The organism is Streptomyces montanus (assembly GCF_005786655.1).
GTDB classification, from domain to species: Bacteria; Actinomycetota; Actinomycetes; order Streptomycetales; family Streptomycetaceae; genus Streptomyces; species Streptomyces sporangiiformans.
The window spans coordinates 1-16,657 of record NZ_VBZC01000058.1; the positions used below are offsets into that span (position 1 = coordinate 1).

At 69.2% G+C, this 16,657-nt stretch carries 17 protein-coding genes and 1 riboswitch; of the genes, 9 read left to right on the forward strand and 8 right to left on the reverse strand.

The features are described from left to right. From FE633_RS36760 to FE633_RS36770, 3 genes are all read left to right on the forward strand, one after another. Window positions 1-524, forward strand: a 524-nt coding sequence (locus tag FE633_RS36760) for a cbb3-type cytochrome c oxidase subunit I (RefSeq protein ID WP_171060276.1), incomplete at its 5' end; no start/stop codon positions are given. Continuing rightward, on the forward strand, window positions 521-919 hold the full coding sequence (locus tag FE633_RS36765; RefSeq protein WP_119102976.1) for a cytochrome c oxidase subunit 4: 399 nt from the start codon (window positions 521-523) through the stop codon (window positions 917-919). The genes FE633_RS36760 and FE633_RS36765, both read left to right, overlap by 4 nt. A 129-nt stretch (window positions 920-1,048) precedes the next feature. After that, complete coding sequence (locus FE633_RS36770) at window positions 1,049-2,311, forward strand: L,D-transpeptidase (RefSeq protein ID WP_138049499.1); 1,263 nt, start codon at window positions 1,049-1,051, stop codon at window positions 2,309-2,311. A gap of 55 nt (window positions 2,312-2,366) precedes the next feature. On the opposite strand, the gene FE633_RS36775 is transcribed toward FE633_RS36770, so the two are convergent. Then, entirely contained in the window at window positions 2,367-2,771 is a 405-nt protein-coding gene (locus FE633_RS36775) for a response regulator (RefSeq protein WP_138049500.1), read from the reverse strand. A 193-nt stretch (window positions 2,772-2,964) separates the two neighbouring features. Here FE633_RS36775 and ctaE point away from each other — a divergent pair, with 193 nt between their 5' ends. The 6 genes from ctaE to FE633_RS36805 all read left to right on the forward strand — a co-directional run bounded on the left by ctaE (window position 2,965) and on the right by FE633_RS36805 (window position 10,264). Then, window positions 2,965-3,576: an aa3-type cytochrome oxidase subunit III gene (gene ctaE / locus FE633_RS36780; RefSeq protein WP_138049501.1), complete on the forward strand. Its 612-nt coding sequence runs from the start codon at window positions 2,965-2,967 to the stop codon at window positions 3,574-3,576. A 65-nt stretch (window positions 3,577-3,641) separates the two neighbouring features. Then, entirely contained in the window at window positions 3,642-4,451 is an 810-nt protein-coding gene (gene qcrC, locus FE633_RS36785; RefSeq protein WP_138049502.1) for a cytochrome bc1 complex diheme cytochrome c subunit, read from the forward strand. Continuing rightward, on the forward strand, window positions 4,448-5,515 hold the full coding sequence (gene qcrA / locus FE633_RS36790) for a cytochrome bc1 complex Rieske iron-sulfur subunit (protein ID WP_138049503.1): 1,068 nt from the start codon (window positions 4,448-4,450) through the stop codon (window positions 5,513-5,515). The genes qcrC and qcrA overlap by 4 nt, the downstream gene beginning before the upstream one ends. Further along, window positions 5,512-7,137, forward strand: coding sequence for a cytochrome bc1 complex cytochrome b subunit (qcrB, locus tag FE633_RS36795; protein ID WP_138049504.1), 1,626 nt, complete (start codon window positions 5,512-5,514; stop codon window positions 7,135-7,137). The genes qcrA and qcrB overlap by 4 nt, the downstream gene beginning before the upstream one ends. 131 nt (window positions 7,138-7,268) lie before the next feature. Next, on the forward strand, window positions 7,269-8,333 hold the full coding sequence (gene trpD, locus FE633_RS36800; protein ID WP_138049505.1) for an anthranilate phosphoribosyltransferase: 1,065 nt from the start codon (window positions 7,269-7,271) through the stop codon (window positions 8,331-8,333). Between the two features lie 296 nt (window positions 8,334-8,629). Next, window positions 8,630-8,746: riboswitch (SAM riboswitch) on the forward strand. Between the two features lie 126 nt (window positions 8,747-8,872). Further along, window positions 8,873-10,264: an aminotransferase class V-fold PLP-dependent enzyme gene (locus FE633_RS36805; RefSeq protein ID WP_138049506.1), complete on the forward strand. Its 1,392-nt coding sequence runs from the start codon at window positions 8,873-8,875 to the stop codon at window positions 10,262-10,264. Here the strand turns inward: FE633_RS36805 and FE633_RS36810 are convergent. The 7 genes from FE633_RS36810 to FE633_RS36840 all read right to left on the reverse strand — a co-directional run bounded on the left by FE633_RS36810 (window position 10,192) and on the right by FE633_RS36840 (window position 16,567). Further along, window positions 10,192-11,508, reverse strand: coding sequence for a glycerate kinase family protein (locus tag FE633_RS36810; RefSeq protein WP_138049507.1), 1,317 nt, complete (start codon window positions 11,506-11,508; stop codon window positions 10,192-10,194). The two genes, FE633_RS36805 and FE633_RS36810, sit on opposite strands and share 73 nt — an antisense overlap. Window positions 11,509-11,531: 23 nt before the next feature. Continuing rightward, a complete protein-coding gene (locus tag FE633_RS36815) occupies window positions 11,532-12,950 on the reverse strand; it encodes an SLC13 family permease (RefSeq protein WP_171060277.1) in 1,419 nt (472 codons plus the stop codon). 57 nt (window positions 12,951-13,007) lie between these two features. Next, window positions 13,008-13,670, reverse strand: a complete 663-nt coding sequence (locus tag FE633_RS36820; RefSeq protein WP_138049508.1) for a response regulator transcription factor — start codon at window positions 13,668-13,670, stop codon at window positions 13,008-13,010. 13 nt (window positions 13,671-13,683) lie between these two features. Then, a complete protein-coding gene (locus tag FE633_RS36825) occupies window positions 13,684-15,219 on the reverse strand; it encodes a sensor histidine kinase (RefSeq protein WP_138049509.1) in 1,536 nt (511 codons plus the stop codon). Then, on the reverse strand, window positions 15,161-15,460 hold the full coding sequence (locus FE633_RS36830) for a small secreted hydrophilic protein (RefSeq protein ID WP_138049510.1): 300 nt from the start codon (window positions 15,458-15,460) through the stop codon (window positions 15,161-15,163). The genes FE633_RS36825 and FE633_RS36830 overlap by 59 nt, the downstream gene beginning before the upstream one ends. Window positions 15,461-15,557: 97 nt before the next feature. Next, complete coding sequence (locus FE633_RS36835; protein WP_033327388.1) at window positions 15,558-15,839, reverse strand: Lrp/AsnC family transcriptional regulator; 282 nt, start codon at window positions 15,837-15,839, stop codon at window positions 15,558-15,560. Next, window positions 15,836-16,567, reverse strand: coding sequence for a rhomboid family intramembrane serine protease (locus FE633_RS36840; protein WP_138049511.1), 732 nt, complete (start codon window positions 16,565-16,567; stop codon window positions 15,836-15,838). The genes FE633_RS36835 and FE633_RS36840 overlap by 4 nt, the downstream gene beginning before the upstream one ends. Window positions 16,568-16,657: the final 90 nt, after the last annotated feature.

Sequence of the window (16,657 nt, forward strand, 5' to 3'; positions counted from 1 at the left end):
TGGTGTTCGGCACCGTGGTGTTCGCGATGTTCTCCGGCTTCCACTTCTGGTGGCCGAAGATGACGGGCAAGATGCTCGACGAACGACTCGGCAAGATCACCTTCTGGACGCTGTTCATCGGCTTCCACGGCACCTTCCTCGTCCAGCACTGGCTGGGTGCCGAGGGTATGCCGCGTCGTTACGCGGACTACCTCGCCGCCGACGGCTTCACCGCGCTGAACACGATCTCGACGATCAGCTCGTTCGTCCTGGGCCTGTCGATCCTGCCGTTCTTCTACAACGTGTGGAAGACCGCCAAGTACGGCAAGAAGGTCGAGGTCGACGACCCGTGGGGCTACGGCCGTTCGCTGGAGTGGGCGACGTCCTGCCCGCCGCCGCGGCACAACTTCCTCACCATGCCGCGTATCCGCAGCGAATCCCCGGCGTTCGACCTGCACCACCCGGAGATCGCGGCGCTCGACCAGCTCGAGAACGTCCCGCACGGTGAGAAGTCCCTCGCTGGTGGCAAGGAGGCCGGCAAGTGAAGATCCAGGGCAAGATGTTCATCTGGCTGTCCGTCTTCATCCTCGCCATGGCGATCGTCTACGGCGTGTGGTCGAAGGAGCCGGCCGGCACCACGGCGCTCTTCCTGGCCTTCGGCCTGAGCATCATGATCGGCTACTACCTGGCCTTCACGGCCCGGCGGGTCGACGTGGGCGCCCAGGACAACAAGGAGGCCGACGTCGCGGACGACGCCGGTGAGGTCGGCTTCTTCAGCCCGCACAGCTGGCAGCCGCTCTCCCTCGGCATCGGCGGCGCGCTCGCCTTCATGGGCGTCGTCTTCGGCTGGTGGCTGCTCTACTTCTCGGCCCCGATCATCATGATCGGCCTGTGGGGCTGGGTCTTCGAGTACTACCGCGGTGAGAACCGCACCCAATAACACGCGCTGAGCGCACGGGAACCCGGACACTCCGACAGGAGGGTCCGGGTTCCCTCGTTTGCCCCGCTCGTGTCACCCGCATGGGTCACTCGCCGCGCCGGGGGCGGTGGGCGTTCCTACGTTGAGGTCATGAGCTACTCACCGCGAAACCGCACGGTCGTCAGTTGCACCCTCTTGGTGGTAGCGCTCGGCGCGGGCGTCACGGCCTGCAGCTCCGACGGCCACCCCCTCTCGGCCACACCGTACGACGCGGCCGGACAGATCTCCTTCAACGCCCCGGTGGACGACGGCAAGAAGGTCAACCCCGACAAGCCCCTGGAGATAACCGCCCGGGACTCCGACGGGCGCATCACCGACGTGACGGTCACGGACGCGGCGGGACGCTATGTGAGAGGCGAACTCTCCGCCGACGGCGGCCAGTGGCACAACACCTCGCCGCTCGCCGCGGGCGACCGCTACACCGTGCGGGTGAGCACGGAGAACGAAGACGGGGCTCCCGGCCGCAAGGTCCTCGCCTTCGACACCAGCAGGCCCGCCAAGAAGAAGTTGCTCAACGTGAAGTTCGGCCCCGAGGCGGGCAAGTACGGCGTGGGCCAGCCCGTCACGGCTGAACTCAGTGCCCCCGTCAAGGACAGGGCCGCCCGTGCCGTCGTCGAACGCGCACTCAAGGTCGAGTCGACGCCCGCCGTGTCGGGCGGCTGGCACTGGGTGGACGAAAAGACCCTGCACTACCGCCCCATGGAGTACTGGCCCACGCACGCCACCATCCGGGCGTACAGCGACCTCGCCGGCGTCCGGGTCGCCGAGCGGCTCTGGGGCGGCAAGGCGAAGCCCCTGAAGATCACCACGGGCGACCGCGTCGAGGCCGTGACGGACGCCGCGTCGCACACGATGTCGGTCTACAAGAACGGCGAGGTGATCAAGGAGATCCCCGTCACCACCGGCAAGCCCGGCTTCGAGACCCGCAACGGAGTCAAGGTCGTGCTGGCCAAGGAGTACTTCGTACGGATGCGCGGAACCAGCATCGGGATAGCCGAGGGCAGCTCGGAGTCGTACGACCTGCCCGTGTACTACGCGACCCGAGTGACCTGGAGCGGCGAGTACGTGCACGCCGCGCCCTGGTCCACCGGATCCCAGGGGTCCGCCAACGTCAGCCACGGCTGCACCGGTATGAGCACCGCGAACGCCGAGTGGTTCTTCGAGGCCGTTCGCCCCGGCGACGTCGTCAAGGTGATCAATTCGAACGGCAACGTGATGGAGTCGTTCGGCAACGGCTTCGGGGACTGGAACCTCACCTGGCAGAACTGGCGCAAGGGAAGCGCCCTGATCCCCGCGACCCCGGACGGCCCGAATCCGGCGGACCGGGCCCGCCTGCGCCCAGAGTCCGTCTGAGGCGAGCCCCCTGCCCTTCAGAAGCGAGGGGGCCGGCCGAGCCCCTACCGAGCCCTCAGGCGCTCAGGGCGGCAGCCCTACGCCGCAGCAAGGAGGCCAGCGCCGAGGCGAACTCCACCGGCTCCACCGGCAGGGTCACCGCCGCGTCCGCACGGCTCCAGGTGGCGAGCCACGCGTCCTGGGGCCGGCCGATGAGCAGCAGGACGGGCGGGCAGTTGAAAATCTCGTCCTTGATCTGGCGGCACACTCCCATGCCGCCCATGGGCACGGCCTCGCCGTCCAGCACGCAGACGTCGATCCCACCCTTGTCCAGCTCGCGCACCACCGCCGCGGGCGTCGCGCACTCGACGAACTCGACCTGGGGAACGTCACCGGCCGGCCTGCGGCCGGTGGCGAGCCGTACCTGCTCCCGGGTGTTGGAGTCGTCGCTGTAGACCAGCACCGTGGCGGTCGGCTGCATTGTTCCTCCGAGACGTTGAGTTCTGCCGTCGTACGGACATGGACCGATGCGCGGATGCTACTCCCTCAACCACCTGATCCACACCCGTTCCGACAGGGCTTCGACAGGCCGTATGAGCAGGGCACACCCCACGGACACTCCGAACGGGACCCCCGGGAGTGAGGGCGGGATAAGCGACCGACATAATGTCGGCGTGGCGACAGCAACGACAGTAGAAACCGGGCACGCGCACCCGTCGGTCAATCGGCCGAACCTCACCAGCGTCGGAACCATCATTTGGTTGAGTTCCGAGCTGATGTTCTTCGCGGCCCTCTTCGCGATGTACTTCACCCTGCGATCGGTGACCGGGCCGGATCACTGGAAGGAAATGGCGTCCAGCCTGAACTTCCCGTTCTCCGCGGCCAACACCACGATCCTGGTGCTTTCCTCCCTCACCTGCCAGCTCGGCGTGTTCGCCGCCGAGCGCGGTGACGTGAAGAAGCTCCGGGGCTGGTTCATCGTCACCTTCGTCATGGGTGCGATCTTCATCGGCGGTCAGGTCTTCGAGTACACGGAGCTGGTCAAGCACGAGGGCCTCTCGCTCTCGTCCGACCCCTACGGCTCGGTGTTCTACCTGACCACCGGCTTCCACGGCCTGCACGTGACGGGTGGTCTCATCGCCTTCCTGCTGGTCCTCGGGCGCACCTACGCGGCCCGCAGGTTCACGCATGAGCAAGCGACCGCCGCCATCGTCGTGTCCTACTACTGGCACTTCGTCGATGTCGTCTGGATCGGCCTCTTCGCCACGATCTACATGATCAAGTAGCCGGGCCCGCTCCCGCGCACATTCCAGAAGCACCGACGCAGAAGATCCTGACACCGGGGTAATCCGTGAAAAAGCTCTCCGCACGACGACGCCATCCGCTGGCGGCGGTCGTCGTCCTACTCATCGCGCTGGCGGCCACCGGGGGGCTGTACACCCTGTTCGCGCCCGCGGACAAGGCCAAGGCCGATGAGACCGCCCAGTCCCTCGCCATCGACGAGGGCAAGAAGCTCTACGCCGTGGGGTGCGCCAGTTGCCACGGCACCGGCGGTCAGGGCACCACTGACGGGCCGAGCCTGGTGGGTGTGGGCGCCGCGGCCGTCGACTTCCAGGTCGCCACCGGCCGTATGCCGGCGCAGCAGCCCGGCGCTCAGGTGCCGAAGAAGAAGAACATCTACTCGCAGGCCGAGATCGACCAGCTCGCGGCGTACATCGCCTCGCTCGGTGCCGGTCCCTCCGTGCCGACCGAGAACCAGTACAACCCCGAGGGCGCGGACATCGCCGAGGGCGGTGAGCTCTTCCGTACCAACTGCGCGCAGTGCCACAACTTCACCGGCAAGGGCGGCGCGCTGACGACCGGAAAGTACGCCCCGACGCTGGAAGACGTCGACCCCAAGCACATCTACGAGGCCATGCAGACCGGCCCGCAGAACATGCCGTCCTTCCCCGACACGACGCTGACGGAGAAGAACAAGAAGGACATCATCGCGTACCTCGACGCGGTCAACAGCGACAAGTCGGAGAGCCCCGGCGGTCTTGAGCTGGGCGGCCTCGGGCCGGTCAGTGAGGGCCTGTTCGGCTGGATCTTCGGTCTCGGCGGACTGATCGCCGTCGCCGTGTGGGTCGCCGCCCGGACCGCAAAGGCCAAGAAGTCATGAGTAGCCAAGACACCCCAGAAGAGAACCTGCCCGCTGAGCAGGGCGCCGACGACAACGAGCACGGCGCGGTAGCCGTCCCGGGCCAGAGGGATCCGTTCGCGGACCCGGGACTGCCGCCGCACGAGCACCGCATCCAGGACATCGACGAGCGGGCCGCCAGGCGGTCCGAGCGCGCGGTCGCCTTCCTGTTCACGTTGTCGATGCTGGCCACCGTCGCCTTCATCGCCTCGTTCGTGGTGGTCCCGGGCGACAAGTCGATCTACGTCTTCCCGCTCGGGCACATCAGCGCGCTCAACTTCGCGCTCGGTATGACCCTCGGCGTGGCGCTGTTCTGCATCGGCGCGGGCGCGGTCCACTGGGCCCGCACCCTGATGTCCGACGTGGAGCTCGCCGACGACCGGCACGCGATCGAGGCGGAGCCCGAGGTCCGGGCGAAGGTCATGGACGACTTCCGCCAGGGTGCCAAGGAGTCCGCGCTCGGCCGCCGCAAGCTGATCCGCAACACGATGTTCGGCGCGCTGACCCTGGTCCCGCTGTCCGGCGTCGTCCTGCTGCGCGACCTCGGTCCGCTGCCGGAGGACAAGCTGCGGCACACGCTGTGGCGCAAGGGCAAGCTGCTCGTCAACATGAACACGGACGAGCCGCTGCGTCCCTCCGACGTCGCCGTCGGTTCACTGACCTTCGCCAAGCCCGAGGGCCTGGAGGAGCACGACCACGATTTCCAGAACGAGATCGCCAAGTCGGCTCTGATGATCGTCCGGCTGCAGCCGGAGAACATCAAGGACAAGCGCGAGCTCGAGTGGTCCTACGAGGGCATCGTGGCGTACTCGAAGATCTGCACCCACGTCGGTTGCCCGATCTCCCTGTACGAGCAGCAGACGCACCACGTCCTCTGCCCCTGTCACCAGTCCACCTTCGACCTCTCCGACGGTGCCCGAGTGATCTTCGGCCCCGCTGGTCACGCCCTGCCGCAGCTGCGCATCGGTGTGAACGACGAGGGCTACCTCGAGGCGCTCGGCGACTTCGATGAGCCCGTCGGTCCTGCCTTCTGGGAGCGCGGATGAGCACTTCAAGCGACGATCGCCGCAAGGCACCCGCGGGCGAGCGGGTCGCCGACTGGGCCGACGGCCGACTGGGGATCTACTCCCTGGCCAAGGCCAACATGCGCAAGATCTTCCCGGACCACTGGTCCTTCATGCTGGGGGAGATCTGCCTCTACAGCTTCATCATCATCATCCTCACGGGTGTGTACCTGACGCTGTTCTTCCACCCGTCGATGAACGAGGTGGAGTACCACGGCAGTTACGTCCCGATGCAGGGCCAGCTGATGTCGGAGGCGTTCGCCTCCACGCTGGACATCAGCTTCGACGTCCGTGGGGGTCTGCTCATCCGGCAGATCCACCACTGGGCCGCGATCATCTTCCTGGCCGGCATGTTCGTGCACATGATGCGCGTCTTCTTCACCGGCGCCTTCCGCAAGCCGCGTGAGATCAACTGGATGTTCGGCTTCCTGCTGTTCGTCCTGGGCATGTTCACCGGTTTCACCGGCTACTCGCTCCCGGACGACCTGCTCTCCGGCACCGGCGTCCGCTTCACCCAGGGCGCGATCCTGGCCACGCCGGTCGTCGGCACGTACATCTCGATGTTCCTGTTCGGCGGGGAGTTCCCGGGCGGCGACTTCGTCGCGCGGTTCTACTCGATCCACATCCTGCTGCTGCCGGGCATCATGCTCGGGCTCGTGGTCGGCCACCTGATCCTGGTCTTCTACCACAAGCACACGCAGTTCGCGGGCCCCGGCCGTTCGAACAAGAACGTGGTCGGCATGCCGCTGCTGCCGGTCTACATGGCCAAGGCCGGAGGCTTCTTCTTCCTGGTCTTCGGTTTCATCGCCATGCTGGCCGCTGTCGCGTCCATCAACCCGATCTGGGTACTGGGCCCGTACCGTCCGGACCAGGTGTCCACGGGTGCCCAGCCTGACTGGTACATGGGCTTCGCGGAGGGCCTGATCCGGGCCATGCCCGGCTGGGAGATCAACCTCTGGGGGCACACGCTCGTCCTGGGCGTGTTCATCCCGCTGGTGGTCTTCGGTCTCTTCCTCGGGATCATCGCGCTCTACCCGTTCATCGAGTCCTGGATCACCGGGGACAAGCGCGAGCACCACATCCTGGACCGCCCGCGCAACGCCCCGACGCGTACTGCCTTCGGTGTCGCCTGGGTCACCGCTTACATGATCATGCTGATCGGCGGTGGCAACGACATCGTCGCCACGCACTTCCATCTGTCGATCAACTCGGTCACCTGGTTCGTCCGGATCGGGTTCTTCGCCGGACCGGTCATCGCGTTCATCGTCACCAAGCGGATCTGTCTCGGACTGCAGCGCCGCGACAAGGACAAGGTGCTGCACGGCCGCGAGTCGGGCATCATCAAGCGCCTGCCGCACGGTGAGTTCATCGAGATCCATGAGCCGCTCAGCCAGGAGCAGCTGCATGTGCTCACCGCGCACGAGCAGTACCAGCCGGCCGAGATCGGCCCGACGGTCGACAAGAACGGTGTCGAGCGCAAGGTGAAGGGTCCGCAGAAGCTGCGGGCCAAGCTCAGCGAGGCGTACTACGGGGACGACAACCAGATCCCCAAGCCGACCGCCGAGGAGTACCGGGAGATCACGAGCGGCCACGGCCACCACTGATCTCCGATCGTTTCGCCACGGCTGGAGCCCCGTCCATTGTCCGGACGGGGCTCTTTGCCGTGCCCGGGCTGGATAGGGTGTTTCCATCCCAACAGGAGTCCCTTTTCGGGACCACACCCCAGGAGCGGCATATGAGCGCTGTGCACCCCGCTGGAGGCGACACCGCGGTGGTCCGCTCCTGGCCCGCACTGCTGAACGGCCTGCTGGCCGGGCGCGACCTGAGTGCCGACGACACGGCCTGGGCGATGGACCTGATCATGCAGGGCGAGGCGACCGACGCGCAGATCGCCGGGTTCGCGGTGGCGCTGCGGGCCAAGGGGGAGACCGTCGAGGAGATCACCGGGTTCGTGCGGGCGATGTACGAGCACGCGAAGGTGATCGAGGTGCCGGGCCAGACGGTCGACATCGTCGGTACGGGCGGGGACGGGGCCAAGACGGTCAACATCTCCACGATGTCCGCGATCGTCCTCGCCGGTACCGGGGCGAAGGTCGTCAAGCACGGCAACCGGGCGGCTTCCTCGGCGTCCGGGGCCTCGGATGTGCTGGAGAAGCTCGGGGTGAATCTTGAGCTGACGCCGCAGCGGGTGGCCCAGGTGGCCGAGGAGGCCGGGATCACCTTCTGTTTCGCGGTGAAGTTCCATCCGGCGATGCGCCATGTGGGAGCCGCGCGGGGGCAGTTGGGGATCCGTACGGTCTTCAATTTCCTCGGCCCGCTCACCAACCCGGCCCGCGTGAAGGCCCAGGCCATCGGTGTCGCCGATGCGCGGATGGCGCCCATCATGGCCGGTGTCCTCGCGGAGCGCGGCAACTCGTCCCTGGTCTTCCGGGGCGACGACGGCCTCGACGAGCTGACCACCACCTCCACCTCTCGTGTGTGGGTGGTACGGGACGGGAAGGTCCAGGAGGAGGCCTTCGATCCGCGGGAGGTCGGCATCGAGCTCGTGTCGACGGAGGCGCTGCGTGGAGCCGACGCCTCGTACAACGCGGACGTCGCCCGGCGGCTGCTCGGTGGGGAGCCCGGGCCGGTACGTGACGCGGTGCTGCTGAACTCGGCAGCCGCTCTGGTGGCCCTGGAGCCGGGCTCTGGTCCCCTCGCGGACCAGCTCCGCACCGGGATGGCGAAGGCGGCGGAGTCCATCGACTCCGGCGCGGCGAAGAGGACGCTGGATCGCTGGGTCGCGGCGACGAACGCGTGACGCCTCCGGCGGCGGGACCGATTTCTTTCGCCCCCGCCGCCCCTACCCGTCCCATCCCGTACCTGGGGGCTGCGCCCCCAGACCCCCGTATCGGCCTGAACGGCCTCGTCCTCAAACGCCGGACGGGCTGAAATCAGCCCGTCCGGCGTTTGAGGAGCGGGGTCTGGGGCGGAGCCCCAGGGATGGGACGGGTAGGGGCGGCGGGGGCGAACCAAACCGGTCAGGACCGCCCCGTACTGTCCCGGCATTCGGACACCGGACTTGTGCCCCGAAGATCATGTGGCAGGATGCTTCCAGGTCATGAGCGACAGCCAAAAGGCCCCGGCCGGCTGTCCGGCAACCCTCCGTCCGTGGCGGGGTGCCCCGGGTGAAGACCAGGCCGTAGGCAGCAAGGTCTGCGGCAAGCGCGGACCCCTCGCGTCACCAGGGGTCCTGGTCGTTCGAGGGAGCCTTCTGTTGAGCAAGCGAATGCGCTAGGGCGTCGAGCCCCACCTCCGCGTACCTCTTTCCCCCTTTCCCTGTGCTCACAGGAGTTCGCCATGTCTGTCCTCACCGCTGCCGCCGACCAGTCGCTTCGTACCCCTCTGCCCGTTCTGGGCCGAGACGTCACCGTCCCCCTCGTCACCGGCGGCGAAGTCACCTACGCCGCGCTCGACTACGCCGCCAGCGCCCCGGCCCTCCAGAGGGTCTGGGACGACGTCGCCGCGTACGCCCCCTACTATGGGAGCGTGCACCGCGGGGCCGGGTATCTGTCCCAGCTGTCCACCGATCTCTTCGAGAAGGCGCGGACGACCGTCGCCGAGTTCCTCGACTGCCGGGACGGGGACCAGGTCGTCTTCACCCGCTCCACCACCGACTCGCTCAATCTGCTCGCCGCCGCCCTTCCCGCCGGCTGCCAGGTCTTCGTCTTCGAGACCGAGCACCACGCCTCGCTGCTCCCTTGGCGGAACGCCGACGTCACCTACCTCGACGCGCCGCGCACTCCCGAGCAGGCCGTCGCCACGCTGGAGCGTGCCCTCGCCGAACGCGAGCAGGGGCCGGCCCTCGTCTGCGTCACCGGTGCCTCGAACGTCACCGGCGAGCTGTGGCCCGTACGCGAACTGTCCGCCGCCGCGCACGCGCACGGTGCGCGGATCGTGCTCGACGCCGCCCAGCTCGCGCCTCATCACCCCGTGTCTGTAGGGGAGTTGGACGTCGACTGGGTCGTCTTCTCCGGGCACAAGCTGTACGCGCCGTTCGGCACGGGCGTGCTCGCCGGGCGCGCCGACTGGCTGCGTGCGGCCGAGCCGTACCTCGCGGGCGGCGGCGCCAGCCGCAAGGTCGCGCGTCGGGCGGACGGGGGAGTGGAGGTCGAGTGGCACGACAGCGCGGCCCGGCATGAGGCGGGGTCGCCCAACGTCATCGGTGCCTATGCCGTCGCCTCCGCCTGCAAGGCCCTGGTCGAGGAGGGCTTCGATCGCCTCGTCGCGCGGGAGCGGTATCTGATCCGGAAGGTCCGGGAAGGGCTCGCCGAGGTGCCCGAAGTGCGTGTTCTCTCGCTCTTCGGGGACGACGCGCCGCGTGTCGGTGTCATCTCCTTCGTCGTCGAGGGCTGGAACAGCTCGCACTTCGCCGCCGCGCTCTCCGCCGAGTACGGCATCGGCGTACGCGACGGCCTCTTCTGCGCCCACCCCCTCATCCGTACCCTCCTCGGCAGCGAACCGCAGACCCAGGGCGAGTGCGGCGCACCCGAGGCCGCGCCCGGCGAGAAGTCGCTCAACGCGATCCGGGTGAGCTTCGGCGCGGGTACGCCGGACGAGCACGTGGAGCGGTTCGTGGGCGCGGTCAAGGAGCTCGTGACCGAGGGCGCTCGGTGGAACTACCGTACGGAGGACGGGCGTTGCGTCCCGGACACTTCCGCGGGCGCCGCTGTCGGAACAGCTGCTGCCTGAACGGCGGCCGTCTGAACGGCCACTGCCTGAACCGCCGCCTCCTGAACCGGTAGCCGGGCGCCCAGCAGAATCATCCTGAGGGCGCGCTCGGTCGCGTCGGTGAGGAACTCGCTCCCCCGGACCAGGGCCTCGGCCAGGGCCATCGGGGCGGGCAGGATCCCGGTGCAGGCGTCCACGCCCGGCACCTCGTGCGCGCCCTCGCCGAGCGTGCCCGCGAGGGCGAGGACCGGGCGCCCGTGCCGCTTGGCGCGACGGGCCACCTCGGCCGGAATCTTGCCGCGCGGCGTCTGCTGGTCCAGGGCGCCCTCGGCGGTGAGGACCAGGTCGGCGCGGGCCAGGCGCGCGTCCAGGTCGAGGTGGTCCAGAAGGACGTCGAAGCGGGGGAGCAGGCGGGCGCCGAGGGCGGCGAGGCCCGCGCCCAGGCCTCCGGACGCGCCGGTTCCGGGGCCGCCGTACAGATCGGTGCCGGTGACGCCGAGGTCGCGGGTGAGGACGTACGCCCAGTTCTCCAGACCCGCCGACAGCTCCTCGACCTGTGCGGGGGTGGCGCCCTTCTGCGGGCCGAAGACGCGGGCCACGCCGCGTTCGCCGCACAGCACGTTGTAGGGGTTGCAGGCGACCAGCAGCTCCACCTCGGTGAGACGGGGGTCGAGGCCGGTCGCATCGATGCGGTTCAGGCGTGTCAACTCCCGTCCACCGAGAGGAAGTTCAAAGCCGTCCATGTCCAGCAGCCGGGCTCCGAGCGCCTGGAGCGCGCCGGCACCCCCGTCCGAGGTACCGGAGTCGCCGCAGCCGACGAGGACGCGCTGTACGCCCTTGTCGAGCGCGGCGCGGATCAACTCGCCGACGCCGTACGTGGTGGTGGCGCCGGGATCGCGCAGACCGTGCGGGACGAGGGAGAGGCCGGCGACGGCCGCCATCTCCACCACCGCCGTGTCGACGGAGCCGGAGCCGGAGCAGGAGCCAGAGCCGGTGCTGGAGCCGGAGGATCCGGAGCCCAGGAGCGCGAAATGGGTGCCGACGGTCTCACCGAGCGGGCCGGTGGCGGGCAGGGCGACCAAGCGGCCGCCGGTGGCCGAGGCGAGCGCCCGGGCCGTGCCCTCGCCGCCGTCCACGAGCGGGATCAGGTCGATCTCGGCGTGCGGCACGACACGGCGTACGCCCGCCGCGATGGCGTGGGCTGCGGCCTGGGCGGACAGGGACTCCTTGAAGCCGCTGGGGGCGACGGCGACACGGGTCAGCATGCGAGGGACTCCTTCGGGACGCTTCAGGGCTTCAGAACGGGCACGCCCATCAGTGGCCACACGGCGAGGGCGAAGAGCAGGACGAGCGCTGCGGTCAGCGGCGCCAGCACGGCGGACAGACGCAGCAGGTCACGCGGGGTGTAGGTCGGTGTGCCGGGCAGGTCGGCGAAGAGCGTGACGGGTTTCGCCGAGGCCGGGAGCGTGTGGCAGAAGCCCGCAGCCGCGGTGGACGCCAGTGCGGCCGCCACCGGATTGACCCCGGCAGCCACGGCGGCCGCGACGACCAGCGGAACGAGGACGGACGAACGGGCCGAGCGGGACTGGAGCACGAGATGGGCCCCCGTGCTGAGCGCGATGACGAACGCGAGGAAGGCCCAGGGCTCCACCTCGACCGGCAACCCGTCGACCAGCCACTTCGCCGCTCCCGAGTCCGCGAGCGCGACGCCCATCGCCATCGTCGCCGCCATGAACAGGAGCAGCGACCAGGGGACGGTCTTGAGGGCGTCCTTGAGGCGTACGGTGCCGAGGGCCGGCGAGGACGCGACCACCGCGCCGATCAGCGCCACGACGGCCGGGGACACCTGGTGGAGCGGCTCGCTGCACCACAGGATCACCACCGTGGCGAGCAGCAGCGCACAGCGTGACTCGGCGGGCGACCACGGTCCGGTGACCGGCTGCTCGCTGTGCCGCTGGATGTCGTCGGCCGTGATGCGTACGGGACTTCGGCGGTCGGCGCGCCGGGTCGTCGTCAACAGCACGACCTCCGCCGCCAGATGGGAGGACGCCACCGCCAGCGGCAGCCCGAGCAGCAGCCACTGCGTGAAGCCGATCCGGTCACCGGTCGCCTCCCACAGCACCGACACCGTGATCAGATGCGCTCCCGCCCCGATCAGGGTCGCCACCGCGGACAGAAGGATCACGGTCGGAAACAGCAACGCCAGCATCACGACCAGTCGCTTTCGGTCGGCCAGGACCTTGGCGAGCGCGAGGAACACCGGCAGCGCGAGCGCCGCCCGGCCGGAGGTGGCGGGTACCGCGAAGGCCGTCACGACCAGCGCCGCCGTGGTCAGATGGACCAACTGCCGTACCCCGCGCGTCCCGCCCACCAGGAAGGCCGCGGCCCGCCCGGCGAGCCCCGTCCGGGCCACCGCCGCCGCGAGCACGAAGGCGCAGATCAGCAGCCACACGGTCGAGTCGCCGAGGGTGCCGAAGAGCGTCTCGCTGCTGATCACCCCGGTCACCGTGAGCGCGAGTCCCGCTCCCAGGGCGATGTACGTGTCGTCGATCGGTGTACCGATCCAGGCGCAGGTCGCCAGCGCGAACACGGCGAGCGTCAGCCGGGCGTCACCGCCGAGCCCGGGGAGGTTGCCGGGCACGATCAGCAGGGCGCAGATGCTCAGGGCCACGCACAGGACCGCGGCATTTCGGAGGTTCAGGCTCACGACACCCAGCGTTCAGGCGTGCCGTGAGCCATCGATGAGCCGTGGATGAAGGGAACTTCACGCCGGCAGCCGGTAACCCATCCCGCGCACCGTCTCCACCTGCTCCGCCCCCAGCTTCCGGCGCAGCGCGCGCACGTACACGTCCACGATGTTGGAGCCGGGGTCGAAGTCGTAGCCCCACACGTGCGACAGGATCTGCTCGCGGGAGAGGACCTGTCCGGGATGCCTCAGGAACAGCTCCAGGAGCACGAACTCACGGGCCGTCAGATCGACGGTCCGTTCCCCGGCGCGGGCCCGGCGGGTGCGCAGGTCCAGGGTCAGTGAGCCGGACCGCAGTACCGTCACCTCGGGCGCCCGCGCGGCCGTACGCAACCGCAGGCGCACCCGGGCCAGCAACTCCTCGAAGCGGAACGGCTTGGTCATCCAGTCGTCGGCGCCGCCCTCCAGGCCGGCCACCGTGTCGCGTACGGAGTCCCGGGCGGTCAGCACGATCACCGGGACCGTCACGCGGGCCTCGCGCAGTTCGCGCAGGACCGTGAAGCCGTCGCGGCCGGGCAGGCCGATGTCCAGGACGACCAGGTCGAAGCCGCCGGTGAGGGCGTACTCGTAGGCCGTGTCGCCGTCCGCGACAACTGTGGTGGTGAAGCCGCCCGCGCGCAGGCCTTTCTCGACGAAGGAGGCGATGCGCTCCTCGTCCTCGACGATCAGGATCCGGTTCATCCGGGACACCCCGTCATGTGCGTTCCTCTTCCGGTACGAGTACGACTACGAGTGCGAACGTCGCGCCGCCGCCCTCGGTCTCCCGCAGACCCACCCGCCCGCGGTGGCCCTCCGCGATCGCCCGGACGATCGACAGGCCGAGGCCCGCGCCGCTGCCCCGGGCGCCACGCCGGGCGGTGCCGCGGCGGAACCGTTCGAAGATCACCTCGGCGTCCTGCGGCTGCACGCCCGGCCCGGAGTCGGCGACGTACAACTCGACGCGGGAGCCGCTGTCGTGCGAGCCGGTGATGTCCGAGCCGGTGACGCGCGAGCCGATGCGGATCGTCTGGCCGGGGACGGTGTGCTGCACGGCGTTCTGCGCGAGCTGCACCATCGCCTGGGTGATGCGCTGCGGGTCCAACTCGGCCTCCCCGTCGGCGACTTCGGTCAGCTCCCAGTGGCGGTCGCCGAGGGCGCGGGCCTTGACGAAGACATCGGCGGTGAGTTCGGCGAGCTGTACGGGTTCGGGTGTGACGAAGTCGGGGCGTTCGGCCTTGGCGAGCAGCAGCAGGTCCTCGACGATGCGGCTCATCCGGTCCAGTTCGTCGGTGACCAGCCGGACGGTCTCCTCGCGCTCCGCCGGATCGTCGCCCATCAGCTCCAGATGGCCGCGCACGATCGTGATGGGGGTGCGCAGTTCGTGTCCCGCGTCGTCGACGAACTCGCGCTGGGCCGCGAAGGCGCGCTCCAGCCGGTCCAGCATCGCGTTGAACGTCTCGGCGAGCGCGGCCACGTCGTCCCGGCCGCGCACCGGGATACGCCGGGTCAGGTCCTGCTCGGTCAGCTGCGCGGCCGCCGTACGGACCAGGCGTACGGGCTTGAGGATCCGCCCGGCCACCACCCAGCCGATGCCCGACGTCATCAGCAGGGCGACGCAGGAGATGGCGATCAGGATGCGGAACACCTCGTTCGCGCGGGCCTGTTCGCGCTCCGGGTGGAAGGCGACCACGAAGGCGGCCTCCGGTGCGGCGCCGGACCGGGCGACGGCGACCTTGGCCCAGCGGATCTCGCCGGCGGAGCGGTGCAGCGTACCGGTGGAGTCCGGGGACGCGAAGATCGTACGGAGGGCCGTCTCGTCCCGGTGCAGCGGCAGCCCCACGGGGATTCGGCGGTCCTGGACGATCGTCGAGGGGTCGGCGCCGGGCCGTCCGGCGAGCCCCATCAACTCCTCGTCGGGATCGGCGTACTGCCGCTCGAGGAAGACCCGCAGCAGCCGTCGTGGATCGGTGAAGGGGCGCCCGGTCTCGGGGTCCACACCCCGCTCCTCGAAGTGGGCGAACTCGCCCGCCTCCTGGGCGAGCAGTCCGGCGACCCGGGCATCGACGTCCCGGAGCAGTATCGAGCGAGTGGTCGTGGCGACCGCAGCGAAGGCGACCGCCGTCACGAGCAGCAGCCAGAGCAGGATGCGGACCCGGGCCGAGAGCCGCCGCCGTACGGGAACGGCAGGGGGCTCAGCCGTCGTCGCCGGGTCCGTCGTCGTCCGCTCCGTCACCTGCGCCGCCGTTGTCATCGTCGTCCCCGGGGGCCGAGGGGGCGTCGCTCACCGGAGGCCGGGAGACGACCTCGTCACTGGGCGTCGGCGTCGGCGTCGGTTTCCTGGGCTTCGCCGAGGGTGAGCCACTGTCCAGTTCCACCTTGGGCGGCACTTTCGGGGACTGAGGACTGTCGGTCAGGGCGTAGCTGGTCGCGGCGATGCCGAGCGGAATCGCCACGACGGCGGCCAGGGCAGCCATCCGATGGGAGAAGACCATGCGCCCGATGCTGCGGTGCTCGGCGCGGCGCCCGCATGAGCCGGAGATGAAGAACCCTTCATGCGGGCGACCCAGGACCTGCGGCCGTACAAGGCCCTCAGCTGTCCAGCCCGAGGGCGAACGCGGCCTCGAGGTCATGCTGCGAGTACGTACGGAACGCGACATGCGTGTCCGTCGCCTCCACCCCCGGGATCTTGCTGATCTGCCCGGGAATGATGTCCGCCAGATCGTCGTGGGCCTTCACCCGGACCATGGCGATCAGATCGTAGGTACCGGTCACGGAGAAGACCTCGCTGACGGAGTCCAGCGCGGCGATCGACTCGGCGATCTCGGGGATCCGGTCCACACTGGTCTTGATGAGCACGATCGCGGTGATCACGGCTGGTTTTCTCCCTCGGTGGCCGTCGCTGGGGTTTTCACTCTAGCCGTCCGGCCGTAGCGCACCCACGAGTACAGGAAGCCGATCGAGAAGCCCATCAGGTGCGCCAGGTAAGCGACCCCCGGGCCCTGGGGCGCGCGGCCCGCCGCCAGCCACTGCAGCGACACCCAGAACGGGAGGACCACCCAGGCCGGAAGACGCAGTGGCAGGAAGAACAGGAACGGGAAGAGACTGGTCACCCGGGCTTTGGGGAACAGGTAAAGGAACGCGCCGAGGACCGCGGAGATCGCCCCGGAGGCGCCGACCAGCGTCTGCTCGGAGTCGGCGTGGGTGGCCGCATAGCCGAGCAGGGCGAGATAACCGCAGCCCAGATAGAAGAGCGCGAACTCGACATGACCCATCCGCTCCTCGACCATCGCCCCGAAGACATAGAGGAAGAGCATGTTGCCCAGCAGATGCAGCCAGCTGCCGTGGACGAAGAGCGCGGTGGCCGGGGTGAGGGCGGCCCGCGGAGACCCGCTGAACAGTTCGACGGGCACGATGCCCCAGCGTTCGAAATAGGCCCGCTGGGCGGAGAGGAGCTCGTCACCGGTGTCGTACGAGGGGCTGAGCCCCGAGGCCGGGCCGATCAGGAAGGTCAGACAGCACAGGGTGATCAGTCCGTAGGTCACCGGCGCGGACTGGCTCCGGACCGCCCGGACGAAGGCCGCACCCCAGTTGCCGATCATGAGCAGATCATGACGTAACAGGACCGAACTACACAGAGTGCCTCGCCGCTCACAGGTGGCGGGCGTCGAGTACCCGCCAGGCCGTAGGGT

Coding starts and splice junctions, on each gene's coding strand:
- FE633_RS36805 (WP_138049506.1), top strand. CDS start 8,873: ATGTCTGTCCTCACCGCTGCCGCCGACCAGTCGCTTCGTACCCCTCTG.
- FE633_RS36810 (WP_138049507.1), bottom strand. CDS start 11,508: ATGCTGACCCGTGTCGCCGTCGCCCCCAGCGGCTTCAAGGAGTCCCTG.
- FE633_RS36775 (WP_138049500.1), bottom strand. CDS start 2,771: ATGCAGCCGACCGCCACGGTGCTGGTCTACAGCGACGACTCCAACACC.
- FE633_RS36820 (WP_138049508.1), bottom strand. CDS start 13,670: ATGAACCGGATCCTGATCGTCGAGGACGAGGAGCGCATCGCCTCCTTC.
- trpD (WP_138049505.1), top strand. CDS start 7,269: ATGAGCGCTGTGCACCCCGCTGGAGGCGACACCGCGGTGGTCCGCTCC.
- FE633_RS36830 (WP_138049510.1), bottom strand. CDS start 15,460: ATGGTCTTCTCCCATCGGATGGCTGCCCTGGCCGCCGTCGTGGCGATT.
- qcrA (WP_138049503.1), top strand. CDS start 4,448: ATGAGTAGCCAAGACACCCCAGAAGAGAACCTGCCCGCTGAGCAGGGC.
- FE633_RS36840 (WP_138049511.1), bottom strand. CDS start 16,567: ATGATCGGCAACTGGGGTGCGGCCTTCGTCCGGGCGGTCCGGAGCCAG.
- FE633_RS36825 (WP_138049509.1), bottom strand. CDS start 15,219: ATGACAACGGCGGCGCAGGTGACGGAGCGGACGACGACGGACCCGGCG.
- qcrB (WP_138049504.1), top strand. CDS start 5,512: ATGAGCACTTCAAGCGACGATCGCCGCAAGGCACCCGCGGGCGAGCGG.
- FE633_RS36770 (WP_138049499.1), top strand. CDS start 1,049: ATGAGCTACTCACCGCGAAACCGCACGGTCGTCAGTTGCACCCTCTTG.